This window comes from Curtobacterium sp. MCLR17_044 (assembly GCF_003234435.1).
In the GTDB taxonomy this organism is placed as follows: Bacteria; Actinomycetota; Actinomycetes; order Actinomycetales; family Microbacteriaceae; genus Curtobacterium; species Curtobacterium flaccumfaciens.
The window spans coordinates 82,007-102,778 of record NZ_QKTC01000009.1; the positions used below are offsets into that span (position 1 = coordinate 82,007).

Annotated in this window: 26 protein-coding genes; 15 read left to right on the forward strand and 11 right to left on the reverse strand. The window is 70.8% G+C overall.

The genetic code is table 11. The features are described from left to right. The first annotated feature begins 187 nt into the window (after positions 1 to 187). Entirely contained in the window at positions 188 to 697 is a 510-nt protein-coding gene (locus DEJ04_RS08075) for a flavin reductase family protein (protein ID WP_027466322.1), read from the forward strand. A gap of 44 nt (positions 698 to 741) precedes the next feature. Then, complete coding sequence (locus DEJ04_RS08080; protein ID WP_111046773.1) at positions 742 to 1,356, forward strand: superoxide dismutase; 615 nt, start codon at positions 742 to 744, stop codon at positions 1,354 to 1,356. A gap of 166 nt (positions 1,357 to 1,522) precedes the next feature. Here DEJ04_RS08080 and DEJ04_RS08085 read toward each other — a convergent pair whose 3' ends face one another. Beyond that, positions 1,523 to 2,104 (reverse strand): TetR/AcrR family transcriptional regulator, encoded by a 582-nt coding sequence (locus tag DEJ04_RS08085; RefSeq protein WP_071406286.1) that lies wholly within the window; start codon positions 2,102 to 2,104, stop codon positions 1,523 to 1,525. A 158-nt stretch (positions 2,105 to 2,262) separates the two neighbouring features. Between DEJ04_RS08085 and DEJ04_RS08090 the strand changes: the two genes are divergently transcribed. Beyond that, a complete protein-coding gene (locus tag DEJ04_RS08090) occupies positions 2,263 to 3,234 on the forward strand; it encodes a carbohydrate kinase family protein (protein WP_111032020.1) in 972 nt (323 codons plus the stop codon). Positions 3,235 to 3,264: 30 nt separating this feature from the next. Here DEJ04_RS08090 and DEJ04_RS08095 read toward each other — a convergent pair whose 3' ends face one another. From DEJ04_RS08095 to upp, 5 genes are all read right to left on the reverse strand, one after another. Continuing rightward, positions 3,265 to 4,737, reverse strand: a complete 1,473-nt coding sequence (locus DEJ04_RS08095) for a serine hydrolase (protein ID WP_181437770.1) — start codon at positions 4,735 to 4,737, stop codon at positions 3,265 to 3,267. Further along, positions 4,734 to 6,083 carry a deoxyribodipyrimidine photo-lyase gene (locus DEJ04_RS08100; protein WP_111046775.1) on the reverse strand — a complete coding sequence of 450 codons (1,350 nt, stop codon included), beginning with the start codon at positions 6,081 to 6,083 and terminating at the stop codon, positions 4,734 to 4,736. The genes DEJ04_RS08095 and DEJ04_RS08100 overlap by 4 nt, the downstream gene beginning before the upstream one ends. Continuing rightward, a complete protein-coding gene (locus DEJ04_RS08105) occupies positions 6,080 to 6,592 on the reverse strand; it encodes a MarR family winged helix-turn-helix transcriptional regulator (RefSeq protein WP_181433080.1) in 513 nt (170 codons plus the stop codon). Before DEJ04_RS08105 ends, DEJ04_RS08100 begins: the two co-directional genes overlap by 4 nt. A 258-nt stretch (positions 6,593 to 6,850) precedes the next feature. Further along, the gene (locus tag DEJ04_RS08110) at positions 6,851 to 7,618 is read right to left on the reverse strand and encodes a winged helix-turn-helix domain-containing protein (RefSeq protein ID WP_111029368.1); all 768 of its coding nucleotides are present in this window, start codon (positions 7,616 to 7,618) and stop codon (positions 6,851 to 6,853) included. A gap of 691 nt (positions 7,619 to 8,309) precedes the next feature. After that, complete coding sequence (gene upp, locus DEJ04_RS08115; protein WP_071406290.1) at positions 8,310 to 8,945, reverse strand: uracil phosphoribosyltransferase; 636 nt, start codon at positions 8,943 to 8,945, stop codon at positions 8,310 to 8,312. Positions 8,946 to 9,021: 76 nt separating this feature from the next. Between upp and DEJ04_RS08120 the strand changes: the two genes are divergently transcribed. Continuing rightward, positions 9,022 to 9,456 carry a nucleoside deaminase gene (locus DEJ04_RS08120; RefSeq protein WP_110861637.1) on the forward strand — a complete coding sequence of 145 codons (435 nt, stop codon included), beginning with the start codon at positions 9,022 to 9,024 and terminating at the stop codon, positions 9,454 to 9,456. On the opposite strand, the gene DEJ04_RS08125 is transcribed toward DEJ04_RS08120, so the two are convergent. After that, positions 9,437 to 10,393, reverse strand: a complete 957-nt coding sequence (locus tag DEJ04_RS08125) for a cation diffusion facilitator family transporter (protein ID WP_027466331.1) — start codon at positions 10,391 to 10,393, stop codon at positions 9,437 to 9,439. The genes DEJ04_RS08120 and DEJ04_RS08125 overlap by 20 nt on opposite strands. A 64-nt stretch (positions 10,394 to 10,457) precedes the next feature. Between DEJ04_RS08125 and proC the strand changes: the two genes are divergently transcribed. After that, on the forward strand, positions 10,458 to 11,288 hold the full coding sequence (gene proC / locus DEJ04_RS08130) for a pyrroline-5-carboxylate reductase (protein WP_111046776.1): 831 nt from the start codon (positions 10,458 to 10,460) through the stop codon (positions 11,286 to 11,288). Between the two features lie 87 nt (positions 11,289 to 11,375). Here the strand turns inward: proC and DEJ04_RS08135 are convergent, their stop codons facing one another. Together DEJ04_RS08135 and DEJ04_RS08140 are read right to left on the reverse strand one after the other, a co-directional pair. Next, positions 11,376 to 12,071, reverse strand: coding sequence for a TrkA family potassium uptake protein (locus DEJ04_RS08135; RefSeq protein ID WP_217499818.1), 696 nt, complete (start codon positions 12,069 to 12,071; stop codon positions 11,376 to 11,378). Next, on the reverse strand, positions 12,064 to 13,497 hold the full coding sequence (locus DEJ04_RS08140; protein ID WP_111032014.1) for a TrkH family potassium uptake protein: 1,434 nt from the start codon (positions 13,495 to 13,497) through the stop codon (positions 12,064 to 12,066). Before DEJ04_RS08140 ends, DEJ04_RS08135 begins: the two co-directional genes overlap by 8 nt. A 74-nt stretch (positions 13,498 to 13,571) precedes the next feature. Here DEJ04_RS08140 and DEJ04_RS08145 point away from each other — a divergent pair, with 74 nt between their 5' ends. From DEJ04_RS08145 to DEJ04_RS08165, 5 genes are all read left to right on the forward strand, one after another. Beyond that, a complete protein-coding gene (locus DEJ04_RS08145) occupies positions 13,572 to 14,087 on the forward strand; it encodes a helix-turn-helix transcriptional regulator (protein WP_051596885.1) in 516 nt (171 codons plus the stop codon). Between the two features lie 157 nt (positions 14,088 to 14,244). Beyond that, positions 14,245 to 14,439: a helix-turn-helix domain-containing protein gene (locus DEJ04_RS08150; protein WP_017888579.1), complete on the forward strand. Its 195-nt coding sequence runs from the start codon at positions 14,245 to 14,247 to the stop codon at positions 14,437 to 14,439. Between the two features lie 109 nt (positions 14,440 to 14,548). Beyond that, entirely contained in the window at positions 14,549 to 14,647 is a 99-nt protein-coding gene (locus DEJ04_RS08155; RefSeq protein ID WP_003792170.1) for a 30S ribosomal protein bS22, read from the forward strand. Positions 14,648 to 14,734: 87 nt separating this feature from the next. Continuing rightward, on the forward strand, positions 14,735 to 14,989 hold the full coding sequence (locus DEJ04_RS08160) for a glutaredoxin family protein (protein ID WP_071247435.1): 255 nt from the start codon (positions 14,735 to 14,737) through the stop codon (positions 14,987 to 14,989). Further along, a complete protein-coding gene (locus DEJ04_RS08165) occupies positions 14,986 to 15,279 on the forward strand; it encodes a Dabb family protein (RefSeq protein ID WP_111038117.1) in 294 nt (97 codons plus the stop codon). The genes DEJ04_RS08160 and DEJ04_RS08165 overlap by 4 nt, the downstream gene beginning before the upstream one ends. A 110-nt stretch (positions 15,280 to 15,389) precedes the next feature. On the opposite strand, the gene aspS is transcribed toward DEJ04_RS08165, so the two are convergent. Continuing rightward, complete coding sequence (aspS, locus tag DEJ04_RS08170; protein ID WP_111038116.1) at positions 15,390 to 16,730, reverse strand: aspartate--tRNA(Asn) ligase; 1,341 nt, start codon at positions 16,728 to 16,730, stop codon at positions 15,390 to 15,392. A gap of 171 nt (positions 16,731 to 16,901) precedes the next feature. On the opposite strand from aspS, the gene DEJ04_RS08175 reads away from it, so the two are divergent. Next, positions 16,902 to 17,240, forward strand: a complete 339-nt coding sequence (locus tag DEJ04_RS08175) for a hypothetical protein (protein WP_111046777.1) — start codon at positions 16,902 to 16,904, stop codon at positions 17,238 to 17,240. Then, a complete protein-coding gene (locus DEJ04_RS08180; RefSeq protein ID WP_111233288.1) occupies positions 17,240 to 17,485 on the forward strand; it encodes a hypothetical protein in 246 nt (81 codons plus the stop codon). The genes DEJ04_RS08175 and DEJ04_RS08180 overlap by 1 nt, the downstream gene beginning before the upstream one ends. On the opposite strand, the gene DEJ04_RS08185 is transcribed toward DEJ04_RS08180, so the two are convergent. After that, on the reverse strand, positions 17,462 to 17,836 hold the full coding sequence (locus DEJ04_RS08185) for a MerR family transcriptional regulator (protein ID WP_071406340.1): 375 nt from the start codon (positions 17,834 to 17,836) through the stop codon (positions 17,462 to 17,464). The genes DEJ04_RS08180 and DEJ04_RS08185 overlap by 24 nt on opposite strands. Positions 17,837 to 17,905: 69 nt before the next feature. On the opposite strand from DEJ04_RS08185, the gene DEJ04_RS08190 reads away from it, so the two are divergent. The 3 genes from DEJ04_RS08190 (at position 17,906) to DEJ04_RS08200 (ending at position 20,758) form a co-directional block, all read left to right on the forward strand. Next, positions 17,906 to 19,399, forward strand: coding sequence for a SulP family inorganic anion transporter (locus DEJ04_RS08190; protein WP_111046778.1), 1,494 nt, complete (start codon positions 17,906 to 17,908; stop codon positions 19,397 to 19,399). 67 nt (positions 19,400 to 19,466) lie between these two features. Further along, on the forward strand, positions 19,467 to 20,123 hold the full coding sequence (locus tag DEJ04_RS08195; RefSeq protein ID WP_071406299.1) for a histidine phosphatase family protein: 657 nt from the start codon (positions 19,467 to 19,469) through the stop codon (positions 20,121 to 20,123). Next, positions 20,120 to 20,758, forward strand: coding sequence for a TlpA disulfide reductase family protein (locus DEJ04_RS08200; RefSeq protein ID WP_258370551.1), 639 nt, complete (start codon positions 20,120 to 20,122; stop codon positions 20,756 to 20,758). The genes DEJ04_RS08195 and DEJ04_RS08200 overlap by 4 nt, the downstream gene beginning before the upstream one ends. Positions 20,759 to 20,772 lie beyond the last annotated feature (14 nt).

Sequence of the window (20,772 nt, forward strand, 5' to 3'; positions counted from 1 at the left end):
TTCGTGAGCAGGAATGGTCGGGTCGCCGTGCGTGACCCGACCATTCCTGCTCACGAAGTGCCCACCACGGCGCGCCCGGCCACGCCCGAACCTGTGAATCGTTGACCTCAACCAGGGTTCAGGTCATACGTTGGGTGGCAGCCGCCGAGTGACGGCAGCCCCTCCCGAAGGAACGACCACGATCACCATGCCCGACGAAGCACCGGCAACCATCGCCGACGCGTACAAGTCCGCCTTCCGCGGGCACCCTGCCGGCGTCGCCGTCATCACGGCCGAAGGCCCCGACGGACCGACCGGCCTCACCGCCTCGAGCGTCGCGAGCGTCGCCGTCGACCCGCCCGTGCTGGTCTTCTCGCTCTCGACGAACTCCGGCTCGGCCGGGGTCGTGCTCGGTGCGCCGCTGTTCGTCGTGCACCTGGTCGACTCCCTCGGGGTCGCACTCGCGAAGCGCTTCGCCTCGACCGGCAGCCCGGCCGCCGACGACCCCATCTGGGGCACCCTGCCGTCCGGCGATCGCTACCTGCCGAGTGCGGCGAGTGCGCTCCGCTGCCGACCGCTGTCGACGACGCCCATCGGCAGCTCGACCGTCGTCGTGGCCGAGGTGCTCGACATCATCGTCGGCGCCGACCGCGGCGAGCCGCTGGTCTACCACAACCGGGAATTCCACTCCCTCACCGATCGTTCCCGGCTCTCGTGAGCCGCGGAGCCGCGTCCACAACCCACTGATCGAAAGGACCTCACATGGCTGAGTACACCCTGCTGGAACTGCCGTACGACTACGCCGCGCTCGAGCCGCACATCAGCGGCAAGATCATGCAGCTGCACCACGACAAGCACCACCAGGCCTACGTGACCGGTGCCAACACCGCGCTGCAGCAGCTCGGTGAGGCCCGTGAGTCCGGCAACTTCGGCGCGATCAACAAGCTCGAGAAGGACCTCGCGTTCCACCTCGGTGGCCACGTGAACCACTCGATCTTCTGGACCAACCTCGGCCCGGACACGAAGGTCCCCGAGGGCGAGCTCGCCGCGGCGATCGACGAGTTCTTCGGTTCGTTCGAGAAGTTCCAGGCGCAGTTCGCCGCCGTCGCGAACGGCATCCAGGGCTCCGGCTGGTCCGTGCTGGCCTGGGACACCGTGGGCCAGAAGCTCACCACGTTCCAGCTCTTCGACCAGCAGGGCAACATCCCGTTCGGCCTCGTCCCGATCTTCATGCTCGACATGTGGGAGCACGCCTTCTACCTCGACTACCTGAACGTCAAGGCGGACTACGTCAAGGCCGTCTGGAACATCGTCGACTGGGAGAACGTCGCCGCTCGTTTCGAGAACGCGAAGTCGCAGCGGTTCGTCACGCTCTGATCCGCGTCGGCGCGTCACCACGGTGACCACCTGACGAACGGGAGGCACGGTGTCAGCTGGCACCGTGCCTCCCGTTCGTGGTCCGGGTCACGTTCCGGGCCGTGCGCCGTCGCCGTGTCCCGTCGCCGGGTACGCGAGCGGTCCGCGATCGCGTGGGTGCGTGCGCTCAGCGCACGCGGTCTGCGGCGGCCGTGCTGGCTGCCAGGTCGTGGGCGATGCGACGCAGTGCAGCGTCGGCGTCGGTGTGCGCGCCGTCGACGAGCGCGCCCCACTGGGCTCCGCGGGCGGCCATGACCGTGTGCTGGGCCGCACGTTCGGCGAGGACGGGGTCGGCGCCGTGTGCTCGGCACCAGGCCCGGACGGCGGCGACCTGGCAGCGGTGCGCGCGGCGCTGCCGGTCACGCCCGTCGAGGGACTCGACCGACCCGAGTTCGAAGGTGAGACGTGCGGCCAGCGCACGGTGCGGGTCGTCGAGCCCGCCGAAGGTCGCGACCAGGTGGTCGGCGAGGGCGTCGGTGTCGGCGGCCGGGTCGAGTGCGGGCGCTCGGTGCGAGGTCGCGAGGTGTTCGACGACGGAGTCGATCAGGGCGTCGCGGGAGCCGAAGTGGTAGACGACCGGGTAGGCGCTCGTGCCGAGTACGCGGCCGAGACCCCGGACCGTGACGTCCTCGATCTTGGTCTCGACGAAGTGGTCGACGACCTTCTCGAGGATCGCGGGTTTGCGGGTGGGGTCGGGCTTCCTGGGCATGGCATCTCCGTCGTCGGGGCGGTGGTCGCGCGACCGCCCACATACTAGCAGCCGGTATATCAGTGACACCATTGGTCGTTGTGTGCGATCTCTCCGCGAAACCTCCGTTTTCACCGATAGAAACGGAGAAAAACTCGGCTCCGGGTAGACTGTTGCGGATGTCCATGCCGTACGAGGGCGCTCTGCCGCCGTCACGGCCCGAGGGGACCCGCGCCGGACGGGTGGTCGCGGGCCGTCGTCGCGGCGCCGGAAAACGCTTCCTGGTCGTCGGCGACGTCCTGGACGGCGTCCTCGTGCACACCACCGCACACCGGATCGGGGTGCACGACCCCGCTGCGGAGATCCGGCACCGGCCGACCGGTGCCGGTGGCAACACGGCCACGTGGCTCGGCTGGCTCGGGGCCGAGGTCGACGTCGTCGCCCGGGTCGGAGTCGACGACGTGTACCGCCACGAGCGCGCGCTCGAGGACGCCGGGGTCCGCGCCCACCTGCGCTACGACGCGATGACGTCCACCGGGGTCGTCGTCTCGGTCCGCAACGACCACGGTCGCACCGCGATGTCGGACCCCGCCGCGAGTGGGAAGATCAGTGCCGCCGACGTCCCGCCGTCGGTGGTCGCCCGCGCCGACATCGTGCACCTGACCGGGGCCGCCATGCTCGGCGGCGGTGCCGACCGGCTCGCCGACCTCGTGGCGTGCGCCCGGACCGGCCCGGCGCGCGTGGCGGTGGACCCCTCGTCGGTGGCGGTGATCGAGACGATCGGTGCGGACCGGTTCCTCGAGGCCCTGCGGGGCGTCGACGTGCTCTTCCCCGACCAGCACGAGGCGCTCGCCCTCGCCGGGGGTGACGACCTCGACGCCGCGGTGCGGCGGCTGACCGAGCACGTCCCGCTGGTCGTCGTCACGGCCGGAGCCGACGGCGCGCTCATCGGACGCCGGGGCCGCAGCGTCCACCGGGTCCCCGCGACACCGGCGACCGTCGTCGACACCATCGGGGCGGGGGACGCCTTCGTCGCCGGGTTCGTCCGTGCGTGGGCGACGGATCCGGTCCGCGTCGGTGCTGCAGCCCGCGAGGGTACCCGGGTCGCCGCGCGGGCACTCGGCTTCGTGGGCGGTCGACCGCCGGTCTGAGCTGACGGGTACCCGCGTGGTGCCGTCGGGTCAGCGCTCCGACGGCTCAGCGACGACGTTCAGGGTCTGGATGCGCCCCGCGGCGGCGGGCGCGAGCCGGATCTCGACGCGCAGCCGCCCGCAGGTGCCGGGGAGCCACCAGCGCAGGTGCGACGGCGCCGCCGAGTACTCGGACACCGGCGCGGCACCGAGGTCGGCACCGACGTCCGCGACGGCCTGCGCCACAGCCCGCCGCCGTCGGTCGTACGGCACGTCCATCGCCACGTTGGGTGTGCAGATCGCGTCCGCCAGGTCGTCCCGCCAGTCGGCCAGGAGGCGCGTCACGGCGGCCTGGGCGGCTCGCGTCGCGCGGGTGGTCGCCACCACCCCGGTGCTCGGTCCGGTCACGTCGGCGTCGGCTTCCGGCGCGTCGGATGTGTGGGCCGTCAGCGCCGCGTCGAGCACGAGGTCGTGCGCCTGCTGCGCGGCCGCGGAGACCTTGGCCTGCGTGGCGTTCTCGAACGCGACGACCCCGAGGCCGTCGCGCACGGACCACCGCATGTGCGCGGAGAAGCCCGGGTAGCCGCCGGAGTGCGAGACGAGCTCGCCGAAGCGATTGTCCTGCTCGACGAACAGCCCGAAGCCGTACGCCGTCGCGCGGGCCGAACTCGGGACGACGGACGACGGGACGACCCGCATCGCCTGCTGCATGAGCCGGCGGTCAGCGGGGGAGACCGGGCCGGGTTCCGGCGCGGCGGAGAACGCCGAACCGAGGTGTGTCGCCCAGCGCGCCAGGTCACGCACGGTCGAGAAGAGCCCGCCGATCGACGAGAAGGCGCCGGGGCCGGTCATCGGCAGGGGTTCCCAGTCGCCCTCGTGTCCGCGGACACCGGTGACCACGAAGCCGGTCGACTCGGCGGCACTGAACACCGTGTCGGTGAGGCCGAGGGGACGGAGCACGATCTCATCGGCGGCAGCGGTGAAGGGCTGCCCCGTCACGGCGGCGACGACCCGGCCGAGCAGCGCGTAGCCGAGGTTCGAGTAGGCGAAGCGGGTGCCGGGCAGCGAGTCGAACAGCAGGCCGCCGCGCAGGACCTCGTCGAGCTCGGCGTCCGAGATCGACTCCTGCCGGTCGGCCCAGGGGTCGTCGGTGGGGAACCCGGCCGACATCGTCAGCAGCATCCGCACCGTGGGGACCGGGGAGTCCGGGGTCGGCAGGGTGACGGCGCCGAAGGCCGGCACGAAGTCGGTGATCGGCGCGTCGAGGTCGAGTGCACCCCGGGCGACGAGGGTCAGCAGGGTCGCGGCGGTGACGCTCTTGGTGCAGGAGGCGATGCGGTACACGGTGTCGGCGTCCGGGCTCCGGCCGTCACCGCGGTCACCGTGCCCGCCGGACGCGACGAGGCCGGAGCGGTCGAACACGCCCCACACGCTGCTCGGCGCGATGCCCTGTTCGACGCGAGCACGGAACAGCTCGTCAACCTGGTCGACGACCGCAGCGATCGCGGGGTGCGACCCGGTCACGAGCGCCGCATCCGTTCGTAGGCGTCGAGCGCCCGCTGCCGTGACGCCTTCAGGTCGACCATCGGCTCGGGCCGCAGCTCGTCGGCGGGGACCCAGCGGTGGACGTACTCGCGGTGCGGGTCGAAGCGCTCGAGTTGCCGATCGGGGTTGAAGACGCGGAAGTACGGGGCGGCGTCGAAGCCGGAGCCCGCGACCCACTGCCAGTTCGCCGCGTTGTTGGCGGGGTCGGCGTCGACCAGGGTGTCCCAGAACCACTGCTCCCCGACGCGCCAGTCGACGAGCAGGTTCTTCACGAGGAAGCTGCCGGCGGCCAGCCGCACCCGGTTGTGCATGGCCCCGCTGTGCCAGAGCTCGCGCATGCCCGCGTCGACCAGGTCGAAGCCGGTGAGACCCTGCCGCCAGCGGTCGACCTCAGCTGCTTCCGGGTCACGCCACGGGAACGCGTCGAAGTTCCGACGGACGTTGACGGTGGCGATGTCGTCGCAGTGGAAGTACTCGTTCCAGTTGAACTCCCGCCATGCCAGCTGCCGGAGGAACGCGGCGGCGTTCTGGCGCTGCGCAGGCTCGAGCCGCTCGTGCAGGCGGTGCCACACCTGGTACGGGCTGATCTCGCCCCACCGCAGGAACGGCGACAGGCTGCTGGTCGCTTCCATCGCGGGCTCGTCGCGCTGGTCGTAGTCCTCGAGCGCGTGCTCGACGAAGTGCTCGAGCTGCTGCTGCGCGCCGTGCTCGCCCGGGGTCCAGGCGTCACGGAGGCCGCCGGCCCAGTCGGGCTTCGTCGGCAGCAGTGCCCAGTCGGCCAGCGCATCACCCGTGACGTCGGCCGGAGCGGGCAGGTCGTCGGGGTCGGGCAGGGGGTGGCGCGGTTCGGGCAGCGCCTGGACGGCGTTCCAGAACGGGGTGAAGACCTTGTACGGCTCGCCCTGCCCGGTGAGCACGGTCCACGGTTCCCAGAGCAGGTTCGCGGCGAAGCTGTGCGCCTCGACGCCACGGTCGTGCAGGGCCGTCTTGATGCCGGCGTCGATGTCCCGCTCGACGGCGCCGTACCGACGGTTCCAGTACACGGCGTCGGCTCCGGTGTCGGCGACGAGCTGGTCGATCGCCGTCGCCGCGGCACCGCGCCGGAGGACCAGCCGGGAACCCCGCTCGCGCAGGTCGGCATCGAGGGCGGTCAGGGACTGGTGCAACCACCAGCGGCTCGCGGCACCGATCGGACGGAGCCCGGGGGACTGCTCGTCGAGGACGACCACCACCGTGACGTCGCCGCCGTGGTCGATCGCCGCACGGAGCGCCGGGTTGTCCGACAGCCGCAGGTCGTCACGGAGCCAGACGATCGCGCCGGTCACACCGTCGCCGCATCCGCAGCGGCCACCGGGCGGGTCGTCGATCGCCGGCCCGGTGCCGTGCCGACCGCCAGCCGGAGCTTCGTGCAGAGCTCGGTGAGGGTGCGGAGTTCGGGGTCGGACAGTCCGGCGCCGACCTGCTGCGCGATGCTCGCCGCGTGCTGCACGGCGACCTGGCGGTAGACGTCGAAGCCGTGCGGGGTCAGTGCCACGATCACGCCGCGGGCGTCGGTGGGGTCCGGCTGCTTCTCGACGATGCCGCGGGCGAGCAGTCGGTCGACCAGGCGGCTGACGCTCGGCTGGGTGAGGAGCAGGTGCCCGGTGAGGTCGCGCATGCGGCAGCGGCGGCCGGGCTGGGTCGACAGGTTGAAGCAGACGTCGTACTCGTTGAACGAGATCTCGTCGCCGGGGAAGTCCGCGTTGAGACTCCGCATCACGGCGACCTGGGCGCGGAAGAGCGCTTCCCAGGCGGCGACCGCGGTCGCCTTCTCACTGCGGCGTGTCTCGCTCACGTTCGCGTTCCCTCCGGTCGTACGGTCTGACCACACTACCGACGGGGTCCGACAGGAGCCGGGCGACATGCACGAGGGCCGGCCGCCTGTCGGCGACCGGCCCTCTCCCTTGCACCAAGAGTTTCCTGCAATCACATTCCACAGGCGGTGCCACAGCAAACACCGTCTGCACCACCGACTGTATAACGAAGCGGTAACGGCGCGCCAGCCTCTCCGGGGCCGGTTCGCTGCGAGTTCACCAAGAGCAGCCGATCAGGCTCAGAAGAGGTCGGGCGACGGGGTCGACGCGTACCGCACGGCGACGTCCGCGTGCCGGTCGAAGCGGTAGCCGACGCCGCGCACGGTGCGGACGATCTCCTCGAACGCGCCGAGCTTGGAGCGGAGCCGACGCACGTGCACGTCGATTGTGCGCTCGTTCGGGGTCTCGTCCTCGCCGTCCGACCAGAGGCCGTCGATGATCGCGGACCGGTCGACGGTCTGGCCCTCGCGGAGGACCAGGAACTGCAGGAGCTCGAACTCCTTGTAGGTCAGGGGTGCTGCTTCGCCGTCGAGGGTCACGCGCTTCCGGGAGATGTCGATGACGACGCCGGTCTCCTCGGGCTCGGGCTTCTCGGCCTGCTTGCGGGCGGCCACCGCGGAGCGGTCCTGCAGGGCGAGCCGGACGACGTCGACGTCCCGGCCACCGGAGTGCTCGGCGGCGACGGCGACGGCCGCGTACGTCTCGGACGACGGGACGAGCTGCGCCGTGAGGGCCTTGAGCTGCTCGACCACCGCGGCCAGGGTCGTGCCCGCGGCGGCGGCCTTCGCTTCGTCGATGCCGACGTACAGGGCGAAGCCGCGGGCCTCGGTGCCCTCGGGGAGCGCGCGGTTCCGCTGCGGTGCGACCACGGGGCTCGTCGGCACGGTGGCCGGTCCGGTCGCCGCCGGGGAGGCCGGGCGCGGACGGATCGGGGTGACGGTGCCGAGGTCGGTCGGGGCCGGTGCGGAGCGGAGCGCGGTGCGGGGCTGGGCGATGGTGAGCGACATGGTGGTTCTCCGGGCGGTGTGGCCGGTGCGCGGGTGGCGCGGCGGCCGGTGTCGAATGCGTCATCCCGGGTACGGCGGTACGCCGATGTGCCCTGCGGTCCTGCTGCGGACCGGGGCCGACCCGGGGGAACGGGAGACAGACCTCGTGACGTGGTGCGCGTCGCCGACGGTGTCCGTCACCCGGGGATCACGCGCTCGCGACGGGGGTGGTGTCGCGGGGGATCCGGCTGGAACGGGTGCCGATCAGGCACACATTCGACAACGCATGACCGGCATGGTCGGCATCATCACGCCGACGGTCCCCACTGCCCCTGCGGAGGAGCACGCCTCGGAGAGGACGCGGGTGGACACGGTTGCAGTCATGTGACGAGTATCTGCGGTATACCAACGCGGTGTCAACCGTCCGCGCGGACGGTGCGCTGGGCGCGACCGCACGGACGTCGAGCGCCACGCCCGTTCTTTCCCATTGCGCCCGCGATGGAAAGTCGAATCGGGCGTACCGGGTGGAAAGAACCGACCGGGTACGCCCGGAACGACCTGGTACGCCCGGTACGCCCGGAACGGGCGGGTACGCCCGGAAAGACCTGGTACGCCCGGAACGGGCGGGTGCGGTGAGCGCGACCGCACGGACGACAGGAGGCGCGGTGCCAGCTGGCACCGCGCCTCCTGTCCGTGACGTATCGGGTCTGCGCTACTCGGCCAGGCCGTAGAGCCGGTCGCCGGCGTCGCCGAGGCCCGGGACGATGTAGCCGTTCTCGTCGAGCTTCTCGTCGAGCGCACCGAGGACGATCGAGACGTTGCGGTCGCCGACGGCCTGCTCGACCATGGCAAGCCCCTCGGGGGCGCCGAGGATGCACACGCACGTGATCTCCTGCGCACCGCGGGCGAACAGGAAGTCGATCGCGGCGGCGAGGGTGCCACCGGTGGCGAGCATCGGGTCGAGCACGAAGCACTGCCGCCCGGACAGGTCGTCGGGCAGGCGCTCGGCGTAGGTCTGCGGCTCGAGCGTCTCCTCGTTGCGGGCCATGCCGAGGAAGCCGACCTCGGCGGTCGGGACGAGCTTGACCATGCCCTCGAGCATGCCGAGCCCGGCGCGGAGGATCGGGACGACGAGCGGCCGCGGCTTGGCGATCGCGACGCCCATGGTGTGCGCCACCGGCGTGTCGATCGGCGTCGCCGTGACCCGGACGCCCCGCGTGGCCTCGTACGCGAGGAGCGTGACGAGCTCCTCGGTCAGGGCGCGGAACGTGGGGGAGGGCGTCGTACGGTCGCGGAGCACCGAGAGCTTGTGGGTGATGAGCGGGTGGTCGGCGACGTGGACTCGCATAGGGTCGAGCCTAGCGTGCCGTCGACCGTCAGGAGGTCCCGTGGAGGAGCCCGCAGCCCGCCCGTTCGTCCCGGCGATGGAGCGCGCGCTCGACGAGGCTCGACGGTGCCTGGAGACCGACGACGTCCCGGTCGGCGCGGTGGTGCTCGACCGCGACGGCGTCGTGGTCGCCACCGGCCGGAACGAGCGCGAGGCACGACAGGACCCGACGGCCCACGCCGAGGTCCTCGCGCTGCGTGCTGCAGCGGCGGTGACGGGGGACTGGCACCTCGAGGAGCACACGCTCGTGGTGACGCTCGAGCCCTGCCCGATGTGCGCCGGCGCCGTCATGGCCGCACGGGTGCCCCGTGTCGTGTTCGGCGCGTGGGACCCGAAGGCGGGCGCCAGCGGCAGCGTCTACGACATCGCCAGGGACCGCCGGCTGCCGCATCGCTCCGAGGTCATCGGGGGCGTGCTCGAGGCAGCGTGTGCCGAGTTGCTCGACGACTTCTTCAGTCCGCGGCGAGGATGACGATCGCCTCGGTCGGCGGCTGCGGCCCGGTGCGCAGGACGTCCGGTTCGACGTAGATGACCCGGGCGATCGGCACGGCGCTCCGGACACGCTGCTCGACGGTGTCGATGCCGGCGGCGACGTCACCGAGCCGGCGGTCCCCGTCGACGGCGACCTTCACGCCGACCATCAGCTCGTCCGGTCCGAGGTACAGGGTCTTCAGGTGGATGATCGCGTCGACCTCGGGGCCGTCGAGCACCGCCTGCTTGATGCGCTCGACGTCGGCGGCGGTCGCGCCCTCGCCGACGAGCAGGCTCTTCGTCTCGATGCCGAGCACCACGGCGACCGCGATGAGCAGCGCCGCGATGAGCATCGTGCCGATCGCGTCGAACACCCCGTTGCCGGTGATCGCCGTCAGGCCGACGCCGAACAGGGCGAAGACCAGGCCGAGCAGGGCCGCGGTGTCCTCGAGCATCACGACGGGCAGCTCGGGGGCCTTCGCACGGCGGACGAACTGCACCCAGCTCTGCGAACCCTTCTGCGGTCGGGCCTCGTGCAGCGCGGTGCGGAGCGAGAAGCCCTCGAGCCCGATGGCGATGACGAGCACCACGAGGGGGAGCCACCAGTTCTCGAGCGGGTGCGGGTGGGCGAGCTTCTCGATGCCCTCGTAGAGCGAGAAGACGCCGCCGACCGAGAACAGGATGATGGAGACGACGAACGCGTAGACGTAGCGTTCACGCCCGTAGCCGAACGGGTGCTCCTGGTCCGCCGCTCGCCGGGCCTTCCGGCCACCGAGCAGCAGCAGGAGCTGGTTCGCGGAGTCGGCCAGGGAGTGCACGCCCTCGGCCAGCATCGACGCCGATCCGCTGATCGCCGCCGCGATGAACTTCACGATCGCGATGCCGATGTTGGCACCGAGTGCGGCGAAGATCGCCTTCGTGCCTCCGGAAGCGCTCACAGCTGTCCCCTTCTCGTGGTCTGCGACACGATCCTAGGCGGGTGGCGTCGGTAGGGTCGGGAGCATGACGATCGACCTGCCCCGCACCGCCCTGCTCGGCGTCGGCTCCATGTCCGGCGCGGTCCTCGACGGCCTGCTCGCCGCGGGACTCGACCCGGCCACCGTGACCCTCACCACGAAGTCCGAGGCGTCCGCTGCTGCCCACCGGGAGCGCGGTCTCGACGCGACCGCGAGCGACACCGACCCCGACGCCAACCGGTCGGCCGTCCGTGGCGCGGCCCTCGTCGTCGTCGGCGTGAAGCCGTACATGATCGCGGACCTGCTCGACGAGGTCGCCGACGACCTGGAGCCCGGCGCAGTCCTGGTCAGCGTCGCCGTCGGCACCACCACCGCGAGCATGGAGACACGGGTGCCCGACGGCGTCCGCGTCGTCCGTGCCCTGCCGAACACCCCGATCGGCGTCGGCCACGGCGTCACCGGCATCAGCGCGGGCACCTCGGCCGACGCCGAGGCCGTCGCACTGGCGTCGTCGGTGTTCACCGCCTCGGGCGAGGTCATCGAGGTGCCGGAGTCGCAGCTCGACGCGCTGTCCGCCGTGTCCGGTTCCGGTCCCGCCTACGTCTTCCTGCTGATCGAGCAGTGGCAGCGTGCCGCCGAGGAGCTCGGGTTCACCCACGAACAGGCGGCGACGATGGTGCAGGGCACCGTCCGCGGCGCGGTCGAGCTGCTCGAGCGGTCGGGCCGTGAGCCCGCCGACCTGCGCCGCGCGGTGACGAGCCCGAAGGGCACGACGGAGCGGGCCGTCGCGGTGCTGCAGGACGCCGACCTGGCGGACACGCTGCTGCGCGCGTCGCGTGCCGCGATCGCGCGTGCCGAGGAGATCGCCGCGTCGTAGACGCACACCGCGTCGTGGACGCAGCCACAGTGCGGACGGGAGGCCCGGGGCGACGCCGCCACGGGCCTCCCGTCCGTCCGGTGGTCGTTACTCGTACGCGGCGAAGCGCTCCAGGTCGGTCTCGGAACCCGAGACGATGATGACGTCGTCCTCACCGATGACGCTGTCCGGCGTCGCCGGCACGAACGGGCTGCCGGGCGGCTTGATGCCGAGCACGGTCAGGCCGAAGCGGGTGCGGATCACGGTGGTGGCGAGGTCCTTGCCGCGGACCGCGCGCGGCGGGAACATCTTGACCACGGCGAAGTCGTCGTCGAACTCGATGAAGTCGAGCATCCGGCCGGAGACCAGGTGTGCCGTGCGCTCGCCGGCCTCGCGCTCGGGGTAGACGACGTGGTTCGCGCCGATGCGGGACAGGATCGTGCCGTGCGAACGGCTGATCGCCTTCGCCCAGATCTGGGGGACGCCGAGGTCGACCAGGTTCGCCGTGATGAGCACGCTCGACTCCAGGTCACTACCCGTGCCGACGACGGCGATGGCGAAGTCCTGCGCGCCGATCTGCCGGAGCGCGTCGATGTCGGTCGCGTCCGCCTGCACCGCGTGGGTGACCCGGTCGGACCACTTCTGCACCAGCCCGGCGTCGGTGTCGACGACGAGCACCTCGCGGTCCTGGCGCTCGAGCTGGCCGGCGGTGGCGGCCCCGAAGCGCCCGAGCCCGATGACCAGGACGGGGGCGTCGTGACTGATGGCACCGTGCTGGTGCGACGAACGGGTGCGGTCAGCCAACGATCGGCCTCTCCTCAGGACGGCGGAACAGTTGCCGGCTCTGGCTGGCGGCCAGGGCAGCGGCGATGGTCACTGTACCGACCCGGCCGAGGAACATGGTGGCGGCGAGCACGTACTTGCCCGGTTCCGGCAGGTCCGCGGACACGCCGGAGGACAGCCCGCTGGTCGAGAACGCCGAGATCACCTCGAACAGCACCCGGTCGAGCGAGTCGTCGGTGATCTGCAGGAGCACCACGGTCGCGACGGCCACGATCGTCGCCCCCCAGAGCACGATGGCCACCGCGACCCGCAGGACGTCGCTCGGGATCCGGCGACCGAAGGCCTCCATGCTCTGGCGACCGCGGGCCTCGGCGACCGCGGCCAGGAACAGCACCGCGAGGGTCGTCACCTTGATGCCGCCGGCCGTCGAGGCGGATCCGCCACCGATGAACATGAGCATGTCCGTGACGAGCAGGCTCGAGCCGTTGAGCTGGTCGAAGTCGACGAGCGAGAAGCCTCCCGAGCGGGTCATCGTCGACAGGAAGAGTGCCTGGAACGCGGTGCGCCCGGCTCCTTCTTCGCCGAAGGTCGTCGGGTTCGACGCCTCGAGTGCGGTGTAGACGACCGCACCGCCGAGGAGCAGGATCGCGCTCGTCGCCAGGGTGAGCTTGACGTGGATCGGCCAGCGCCGCGGGGTGCGCAGCTGCTTCGTCAGGGCACGGATCACCGGGAACCCGATGGACCCCGCCACGACACCGATCATCAGCAGCGTCAGGAACCAGTAGTCGTGGGCGAACGGGTCGAGGCCGTCGGCGTTCGGTGAGAAGCCGGTGTTCGTGAAGGCCATCGCCGCGTAGTAGAAGGAGTCGCCGACCGCGGTCCAGAACGGGATGCCGGCGATGAGCACCGACGGCAGGAGCAGCAGACCGAGGACGATCTCGATCGACAGCGTGCTCACCGCCACGGTCGCGAGCAGGGTGCCGACCTCGCCGAGCCGGACGGCCTGCCCCTCGGGCACGGCGCCGTGGTGGGTGCGGAGCGGGTTCGAGTCGCCGGCTGCCATGAGCTTGGCGCGCAGGCCGAGCTTGCGGGTCACGAACAGGCCGAGGATCGACGCGAAGGTCAGGACACCGACGGCGCCGATCTGGGTGCCGATGACCACCAGGACCTTGCCGAACACCGACCAGTGCGTCGCCATGTCGACCGTGGACAGCCCGGTGACGCAGACCACCGACGCCGCGGTGAAGAGGGCGTCCGCGAAGTGGGTGCTGCTGCGGTCCGCCGTGGCCCACGGCGTCATGAAGGCCACCGTGAACAGGAAGATCAGCGCGATGAACACGACGATCGCCAGTCGGGACGGCGACGACCGCAGCACCGTCGCGATCCGGCTCGCTCGCCGTCGGCCGACACTCACGTGGTGCGGGATCGGCTCGGTTCGGTCGAGCATGCGTATGCCTCCGAGGACATGGGCCGGGACGGTTCGTCATGGTACATCCGTGGTGCCCCGGCTAGCCTTGCCCCATGGCCGACATCTTCTCCGTCGTGGCGGACCCGACCCGGCGCGAGCTGCTCGGCACGCTGTTGTCCGCCTACGGTTCGGACGTCACCGGCGGGGAGCTCAGCGTCGGCCAGCTCGTCGAACGCCTCGGGGTCAGCCAGCCCACGGTGTCGAAGCACCTGCGTGTCCTGCGCGACATCGGGCTCGTCACCAGTCGCGAAGAAGGGCAGCACCGCTACTACCGGCTCGACCCGGAGCCGCTCGTGCACCTGGAGGACTGGGTCCTGCCGTTCACGGGCGCGGTCGACGCCGACGGCACCCCGGCCACCACCGCGTGGACGCCGGACGGCCAGCCGGTGTCGATCCGCCGGAACGGCACGGCCGGCAAGGCGACCGTCGAGGTGGGCACCGAGCTCGGTCGTGTGATGGCCGAGGCGTCGTACCGGGCGACCGCGGCGATCTCCGGCGCGCAGCAGGGCTGGGAGCGCGTCGTCGACCGCAGCCGCAAGCGCTTCACCCGCCGGGGCGACGAGGACTGAGCCCTGCCGCTCGGGCTTCCGAGCCCGGGGCGGCGCCGGTGCACGCGGCGCGGACTGATCCTGGACACCGGGTCGCACACGCCTCTACAGTTGCCACTGACCACACAGGTCACACCACTCCCGTGCGCAGCGCGCGTGCGAGCCCCGAAGGCGGACCATGACCGGCAGTTTCGACGACGTGCGCTTCCTCACCGTCGCAGAGGTCGCCGAGATGATGCGCGTCTCGAAGATGACCGTGTACCGGATGGTGCACGCCGGTGAGCTCCCCGCCATCCGCTTCGGCCGTTCCTTCCGCGTCCCCGAGTCAGCCGTCGCCGACGTGCTGCGCGGTGGCGTGGCGGACGTCGGCTGAGCGCGCGTTCGACATCACAGCGGGCAGCCGGTAGACTCGGGCAGGTTGATTTTCCGCGGTCTCTTCGGCCCGGTGTCCGTACATCAGCATCAGTCCGAGCGAGGTCCACATGGGTTCTGTCATCAAGAAGCGTCGTAAGCGCATGGCGAAGAAGAAGCACCGCAAGCTCCTTCGCAAGACGCGTCACCAGCGACGTAACAAGAAGTAGACCCTCACAGGTCTGCGCAGGTCGGAGGACCTGCACGAGAAGCCCCGGTTCGCCGGGGCTTTCGCGTTCCCGGACTACGCTGGGACCATGCCCGCAGTGACGTTCCTGACGAAGCCCGGATGCCACCTCTGCGACGACGCCCGACCCGTGGTCGAACGCGTCGTCGCCGACCACCCGGGGGTCACCCTGCAGGAACGCTCGATCCTCGACGACGACGCCCTCCGCCAGGAGTATGCGGAGGACATCCCCGTCGTGCTGATCGACGGGCGCGTCCACAGCAACTGGCACGTCGACGCCGACCGGCTCGCACGTGCGCTCGAGAAGGCCGAGGCCCGCGCATGATCTCCCACGTCGTCTCCTGGTCCCTGCGGACCGACCTCGACCGCACCGCGTCGATCGCCCGCATCCGCGAACTCCTGACCGGTCTGGTCGGCACCGTCGAGTCGATCCGCTCGCTCGAGGTCGTCGAGAACGTCGCCTACCCGGACAAGAACCACGACGTCGCCGTCGTCGCCAGCTTCGACGACCTCGCCGGGCTCGACGCGTACCAGGTGCACCCGGAGCACCAGGCCGCGGCAGCGGAGATCCGCGAACTGGTCACGGCGCGGGCCGCCATCGACTGGCAGAGCTGAGCCGGGCCTCCCGTCCCGCCCCCGGCGCTGCGTGCGCTGCGTGCGTCCAGTGAGCAGAAAAGGTCGCCTCCGATTTCCGGAGGCGACCTTTTCTGCTCACTCGCTGGTGACTACGGGGTCAGGCGCGTCGGGCCACGGAACAGGTAGGTGACCTCGCGGATCGACGGCTCACCGAGCATCAGCATCAGCACGCGTGCGAGGCCCATGCCGAAGCCGCCGTGCGGCGGGACGCCGTAGCGGAAGAAGTCGAGGTACCAGCCGAGCTCCTCCGGGTCGAGGCCCTTCTCGACGGCCTGCGCCTCGAGCACGTCGACGCGGTGCTCACGCTGGGCACCCGTGGAGATCTCGGCACCGTTGAAGATGAGGTCGTAGCTGTTGGTGACCGACGGGTCGCCCGGCTTCCGCATGTGGTAGTACGGCCGGATCGAGGCGTCGTACTCCGTGACGAACACGAACTCGGAGCCGTGGTGCTCCTTCGCCCAGGCGGCGACGCGGCGCTCGCCCTCGGGGTCCAGGTCACCGTCGGCGCGGACGACGTCGTAGCCGCTGTCGGCGACGATCTTGCGCGCGTCGGCCAGGGTCACGCGGGGGAACGGCGTCGCAGGGACCTGCAGCTCGAAGCCGAAGACCTCCGCGATGTCCTTGCCGTACTTCTCCTTGACGGCGGTGATGCCGGCGACCAGGACCTCTTCGTGCATCGCCATGACGTCCTCGTGGGACTCGATCCACGAGAACTCGGCGTCGACGCTGGTGAACTCGGTGGCGTGGCGGCTCGTGAAGGACGGGTCGGCGCGGAAGGCGTCCGCGATCTCGAACACGGCACCGAAGCCGGCCGGCTGCGCCATCTGCTTGAAGTTCTGCGGCGACTGGGCCAGGTAGGCGGTCGTCTCGAAGTACTCCAGCTGGAACAGCTCGGCGCGCGACTCGGATGCCGACGCCATGAGCTTCGGGGTGTGGATCTCGATGTAGTCGCGGTCGACCCAGTACGTGCGGAACGCGTGCTCCAGCGTCGTCTGGATCCGGAAGATCAGGTTCTGCTTGCGGTTGCGCAGGTCGAGGAAGCGCCAGTCGAGGCGCTTGTCGAGCGACGAGTCGTCGGCGATCGGGGTCTCCGGGATCGCGGCACTCACCACCTGCAGCGCACCGATCTTGACCTCGAGCCCGCCGAGCTTCACGCGCTCGTCGTGCTTCAGCGTGCCGGTGACGTGCACGAAGGTGCCGTGCGCCAGGCCGGAGATCTCGTTGGTGGTCGCGAAGGCGGACTGTGCGGCGTCGTCGCCGTCCTCGGCCTCACGCGTCGCCGGGTTCACGAGCTGGACGGCGCCGGTCTCGTCGCGCAGCACGACGAACTGCACCTTCTTCTGGTCTCGGACGGTCTCGACCCATCCGGCCACGGAGACGGGACCGTCGGGGAGGGCTGCCAGGTCGGCGATGCGGGTGCGTTCGATCACGGTGGTCGAGTCTAACCGCCTGCGTCCGGGGGCGTGGGCAGCAGGGTTCTTCCCTCCACAGGGCCGCCTGCGTCCGGCGTTCTCCACCGATAGCCGGGAGGCCCGTGGCGGCCTGCGTGGGATCCGTAGCAATCTCGACGTGGCCGGGTCGCGGGACGAGAGGGGGACCGGGTGGGGACGGAGACGGGGGAGCTCGCGGCCTGGCCGCCTGCGGCGGTCGCGGTGGTGGTGGCTGCGCTCTGCACGGCGGCGTTCACGCTGCTCGTGGCGGTCGTCGGTGGGCTGTGGGCGGTCATCCGGTGGCGGCGGGACGTCGCGCGGGAGCAACGGGACCGCTACTGGGCGCGGTTGACCGTGGTGTTCGACCTGATCACCGCGGCGGAGGTCGGGCGTCGCGAGATCGGCCGGAACCTGGCACAGGCGATGTACGACATGCAGAAAGTGCCTGCCGGAGAAGAACCCGCTGCAAGGGTGTTGGCGGAACTGTTCATCGAGAAGAGGAGACAGTGATGACGACTCGTCTGCGCCGTGCCTGGCGAGAGCTGGTGCGGAAGGAAGACACGGTTCCCGCGGAGCGGCCGTACATCGGTCCTGCGCCCGGCGAGAGCATGTGGGACTGGGCGCAACGTGGGGCGATCGACTGGCAGCTCCACGTGGAAGAGGGGGAGCTCAAGCTCGAACTCGAGCGGCAGCGCATGCGCGCCAGGGTGCTCGCCGAGGACACCGCGACATCAGGGGAGCGACGCGCGGAGTGATCCGAGCGTGCCGATGAACTCCTCGGCCATGCCGGCCCGCTCGACGAGCTTGGCGTGCCGGGCACGGGCGTCCTCGAGGTACGCGTCGAGGCGGGCTGCCAGCGCTGGTTCGTCATCGGGGTCCTTCGTCGCGAGGGCGTCGACCACGCGGAGCAGCTCGGCCATCTCGTCGAGCGTGAACCCGAGCGGCTTCATCCGGCGGATCACGAGCAACCGTTCGAGGTCCTGCGCCGTGTAGACCCGGAAGCCGCCGGTGGTGCGGCCGCTCGGCACGAGCAGCCCCACCTCGTCGTAGTGCCGGATCGTGCGCAGGGACATGCCGGCGCGGTCGGCGAGCTCGCCGATGTGCATCGTGTCGGGGGCGTCGCTGGTGCTCACGGCGTACGACTCTACCCTCACGTGAGGGTAGAGTTCCGATCGATGTCCGTGATCACACACGCGCCGACGGCCCCGAGCGTCCTCGCCGCCCTCCGCTCGCCCCGCATGCTCACCCGAGAGGTCCTGGCCGGCATCGTCACCGCGCTGGCCCTCATCCCCGAAGCGATCTCGTTCTCCGTCGTCGCCGGGGTCGATCCCGCGGTCGGCCTGTTCTCGAGCGTCGTCATCGCGATCGTGATCTCGATCGTCGGCGGTCGCCCCGCGATGATCTCCGCCGCAGCCGGCTCGGTGGCGCTCGTCATCGCCCCACTCGTCCGGGAGCACGGGATCGAGTACCTGGTGCCCGCGATCGTCCTGGGCGGCGTGTTCCAGCTCGTGCTCGGGTTCCTCGGGGTGGCACGGCTGATGCGCTTCATCCCGCGCAGCGTCAACGTCGCGTTCGTGAACGCCCTGGCCATCCTCATCTTCACCGCCCAGCTGCCGAACCTGCTCGGCGACGACGTGCCGTTCATCGTCTGGCCGCTGACCGTGCTCGGCATCGCGATCATCGTCGGCTTCCCGTTCCTGACGAAGGCGATCCCCGCACCGCTCATCGCGGTCGTCGTCGTCACCGGCATCACGATGGTGTTCAGCATCGCCGTGCCGACGGTGGGCGACGAGGGCGAACTGCCGACGGCGCTCCCGGGCTTCGGCGGCATCACGACGCCGTTCACCTTCGAGACGCTGCAGATCATCGCTCCGTACGCGTTCGGTGTCGCGATCGTCGGGCTGATCGAGACCCTGCTCACCGCGCAGCTCGTCGACTCCATCACCGAGACGGGCTCGAGCAAGTGGCGCGAGTCGTGGGGGCAGGGCGTCGCGAACATCGCGTCCGCCTTCTTCGGTGGGACCGGCGGCTGCGCGATGATCGGCCAGACGGTGATCAACGTGAAGACCGCGGGTGCCCGGACCCGCGTCTCGACCTTCGCGGCCGGTGTCTCGGTGCTGGTCCTGACGATCGTGCTCCACGACCTCGTGGCCCAGATCCCGATGGCGGCACTGACGGCGGTCATGCTCATGGTCTGCGTCGCGACCTTCGACTGGCACAGCATCCGACCGCGCACCCTCCGACGGATGCCGCTCGGCGAGACCGCGGTCATGCTCGTCACCGTCGTGGTGGTCGTCGTGACCGAGAACCTCGCGACCGGGGTGCTCGTCGGTGTGGTCGTGGCGGCCCTGGTCTTCGCCCGACGGGTGGCGCACGTGGTGACCGTGGTGCGCGAGCCGGTCGACGACCGCACCGTGCGGTACCGGGTCCGCGGGGCGTTGTTCTTCGCCTCGTCGAACGACCTCGTCACACGGTTCTCGTACGCCGAGGACCCGGAGCACGTGATCATCGACCTGGCCGACGCCCACGTGTTCGACGCGTCCACGGTCGCGGCGCTCGACGGGGTCGAACAGCGGTTCGCGAAGCACGGGTCGACCGTCGAGGTGGTGAACCTCGACACGGGGTCGATCGCGCTGCACGGGCGGCTCTCCGGTGAGCTCGGCGGCTGAGTGCTTCCGCATCCGGTGAATCACCTGAGGGGGCGGTGGGAACCGCGGGCGACCTACACTGGAACCCATGCCCGCGACCCGTCTCCACCTCGTCCGGCACGGAGAGGTGCACAACCCGGGCCGCGTCCTCTACGGCCGGCTCCCGGGCTTCGGGCTGAGCGACCTCGGCACGCGGATGGCGCAGGCCTCCGCGACCGCCTGGAAGGACGCCGGCATTGACGTGCGTCGGATCGTGGCGTCCCCGCTGCAGCGCACGCAGGAGTCCGCAGCGCCCTGGTCGGCCGCCTACGGGCTCGACGTGACGCTCGACGAGCGCCTGATCGAACCGACGAACCGCTACGAGGGGCAGCCCCCCGGGTTCACGAAGCGCTCGCTCGGCCGCCCGGCGGAGTGGCCGTGGATCGCGAACCCGCTGCGTCCCAGCTGGGGCGAGGCGTACGAGTCGATCGCCAACCGCATGCTCGCGGCGATGACCACGGCGTGGGAGAGCGTGGACGAGGGCGACGTCGTCCTGGTCAGCCACCAGCTGCCGATCTGGATGGTCCACCGGAAGCTCGCGGGGGAGCCCCTGTGGCACGACCCGCGCAAGCGCCGCTGTGACCTGTCGAGCATCACCACCGTCGAACGTGTGCCCGCCACGTCGACCGGTCGGTTCACCGAGGTCGGGTACGCGGACCCCGCGCAGGAACTGCGCGCGACCGCCGTCGACGAAGGAGCAGTGTGAACAGCACGAAGCGTGCGCGCGTCATCAGCAAGCGGTTCGCGGTCCTCGCAGCGACGACCGTCGCCGCCGTGCTCGTCCTGTCCGGCTGCTCGTCGGACAGCGGCGGCATCGCGAAGCAGTACGGCAACGGCACGACCCAGAACTACATCTCCGGTGACGGTGCCGTGACCGAGGTCTCCGCGAAGGACCGCACCGACCCGGTCACCTTCCGGGCCGAGGACTCGAACGGTGACACGGTCTCGTCGAAGGACCTCCGCGGCAAGGTCGTCGTCCTGAACTTCTGGTACGCCAGCTGCCCCCCGTGCCGTGCCGAGGCGAAGTACCTCAACAAGGTGCACGACGAGTACGCCGACGCCGACGACGTCGCGTTCATCGGTGTCAACGTCCGCGACGAAGCAGCGACCGCGGCCGCCTTCGAGCGCACCTTCGACGTGCAGTACCCGACGGTCCTCGACCAGCGCACGGGCACGATGCAGCTCGCGATGTCCGGGCAGATCGCACCGAACGCGGTGCCGGCCACGATCGTCCTCGACACGAAGGGCCGCGTGGCCGCTCGGGTCCTCGGCGCGATCGACGGCACGAGCATCCTGCAGACCCTGGTCAGCGACGAGCTCGACGCCGGCAAGGCCTCCTGACCCGTGACCTCCAA